Genomic DNA, 2,686 nt, shown 5'->3' with positions numbered 1-2,686 from the left:
GCTATATTTTAGAATGTTTAATTAGAATATTTAAAAATTTCTATACGAGGCTACAGGCAAGCGTGAACTTTTTAGAACCACAGCAATTAGTACATTCTCTGGGCTTCTGGGGCGGACATTTAGCGATCTGGGCTATCACCTTTGCAGAATCAGGACTATTATTTGGATTTTTCTTACCAGGAGATTCTTTACTATTTGCCTCAGGTTTTTTAGCTTCACAAGGATTGTTGAATATAGTGATGCTAATAGTTGGTTGTTTTATATGCGCCACATTAGGGGATAACGTTGGTTATGCAACGGGTAGCCACTTTGGTTACAGGTTATTCAATAGAGAAGATTCACGGTTTTTTCACAAAAAACATCTATTGAAAGCACAAAGTTTTTATGAAACCCACGGTCGCAAGACCATCATTTTAGCAAGGTTTTTGCCAGTAGTTAGAACCTTTGCTCCCATAGTTGCAGGTATCGGCAAGATGCACTATCCCACATTTATTAAATACAATCTATTGGGGGGATTGCTTTGGACATTTGGTTTAACAATCCTAGGCTTTCTATTGGGAAAAAGTATTCCTAATGCTGATCGCTATGTCTTGCCGATCACCTTAGCGATCGTGGTAATTTCAGTCATTCCTTCACTCTTACATATTTTACCCATTGGGAAATCCAAGGATAAAGCTAAAGAATAGAAACAAAATCAAATATCAAACCCAAACATTTTTGGCGCTTGATATAGCTACAGTCACTTGACTTAGGACAAATCAAACCCCAAGAATTGACTGGCGGTGCTTCGCGCCGCCAGTCAATTCTTGGGGTTTATGTCCTAATACAATTGGCGACAGCTATATCACCAGCTACTGAGTAGGGAAATGAATAACTACTGAATCAAAATATCAGCCAAATATTGCTTTGACATCCAAGGTCAACAAGCTTACCCTTATAAACTAGGTGTATCAGAGGTTAATTCTTCGATGTTTAAGGCTCAAAACTCTCCATTCAACGTTCTAGCTAGTTTGTCATTTTTCGCAACCTTGGTAGTATCACCAAGTCTTACGCACGCAGAAACAAAAATACCTCTGGCAAATAGTAACGACCCTTATAAGGAAATTCGTCTAGAGGCTGAACCCCAACCACTCGCCCAAAATGTCACTTCTGTATCCCAGCTCAGCGATGTTAAGCCAACGGATTGGGCTTTCACTGCCTTGCAATCTCTCGTTGAGCGCTACGGCTGTATTGCAGGATATCCCGATCGCACCTTTCGCGGCAAACAAGCTACCAGCCGTTATGAATTTGCCGCTGGCTTAAATGCCTGTCTTGACAAAATTAATGAAATTATCTCCGCAGGGCTAGCGGATAAAGTTAGCAAAGCTGATTTAGCCACATTGCAAAAGTTGCAAGAAGAATTTGCAGCAGAACTTGCCATTTTGCGCGGTCGTGTTGATGCCCTTGATGCCAAAACTGCCAAGTTAGAGGCGCAGCAATTTTCTACCACTACGAAACTTACAGGAGAAGTGATTTTCTCCGCCACAGCGGGAAGCGGAGGTGCAAATAATGTCAGTTCAAATGTCACCTTAGGGAATCGTACAAGACTAGTTCTCAATACAAGTTTTACAGGAAAAGATCTCCTAAGAACTCGTCTAGAAGCTAGCAATAATCTTGCAGCCGCAAGCAGTACGACTGCCAATAGCCTTGCTGGGGCGCTAGGTACAAACACTGCCCGCATCGGACCTGGACCTGCTACTTCTTTTATCGACAATTCCTTTGCTCTGAGTCTGCTCGATTATAAGTTCCCAATTTTTGATAACAAGGTTACCCTTTACATTGCTCCCATCAGTTTCCCAGACGAATTCTTTACCGTGCTTTCACCAGTCGCCAGTAATGGTCAAGGTTCTATCTCTCGTTTTGGGCGCTTTGATCCCCTCATGCGGATTGCAGGTACATCTTCTCTAGTTGCCTTTGACTGGAAAGTGACAGATCGATTTAAAATCCAAGCAGGTTATGGCTCTTCTAGACCTGCGGATGCTACTCCAGGAGGACAGGGAGGGCTATTTGGCGGTTCGACGATTGCCCTAGTGCAGTTGTTATTTAAGCCTGCGGACAATCTCGACGCTTCTATTACCTATACCAATACTTACCACCAATCTAATACTCTGGGTACAGGCTTAGTGACTACGGCGACAGAGTCGATTAATGCCAGCGGTGTTACCTCGATTAGAGCTAATTCTATTGGCGGTAATTTAGCTTGGAAAGTCACACCTAAAATTACGTTCCACACTTGGGGAACTGTAATTTTTGCAGATGCAGTCAATACCTCAGCATCGACCACCTTCACCAGTTGGATCACAGGTTTAACCTTCAACGATCTATTCAGCGAAGGTAGCGCTGCCAGCATTCTATTTGGACAGCCACTTAATCGTACTTCCGTGAGCGGTTCCGCAGATTTAGGAAAGGTGAATACGACTCCTTATCATCTGGAAATCTTCTACCGCTACCGAGTTAGCCCAAACATTAGTATTACGCCTGGGATCTTTTGGGTGTTTAATCCTGAGGGCGTGAGTACTAATACCACGGCAACGGTAGGAGTTATCCGCACCACATTTACGTTCTAGCAATGAATGAATATGCTAAAGACCTGCTAAGCCTGTCTGATATTTATTAGAATTGATCGAGAAATATATATAAATATAAG

2 protein-coding genes are annotated in these 2,686 nt (G+C 42.7%); both read left to right on the top strand.

Going from position 1 to position 2,686, the window contains the following annotated elements; all coding sequences use genetic code 11:
* The first annotated feature begins 62 nt into the window (after positions 1–62).
* Positions 63–686 carry a VTT domain-containing protein gene (locus tag AC805_RS14520; protein ID WP_055076082.1) on the top strand — a complete coding sequence of 208 codons (624 nt, stop codon included), beginning with the start codon at positions 63–65 and terminating at the stop codon, positions 684–686.
* Positions 687–968: 282 nt separating this feature from the next.
* Positions 969–2,606 (top strand): iron uptake porin, encoded by a 1,638-nt coding sequence (locus AC805_RS14515; RefSeq protein ID WP_055076081.1) that lies wholly within the window; start codon positions 969–971, stop codon positions 2,604–2,606.
* Positions 2,607–2,686: the final 80 nt, after the last annotated feature.

Origin of the sequence: Pseudanabaena sp. 'Roaring Creek', from assembly GCF_001402795.1 — a bacterium.
In the GTDB taxonomy this organism is placed as follows: Bacteria; Cyanobacteriota; Cyanobacteriia; order Pseudanabaenales; family Pseudanabaenaceae; genus Pseudanabaena.
Note: the sequence above shows the minus strand (reverse complement) of the source record. Positions and strands in the feature narration are given on the sequence as shown.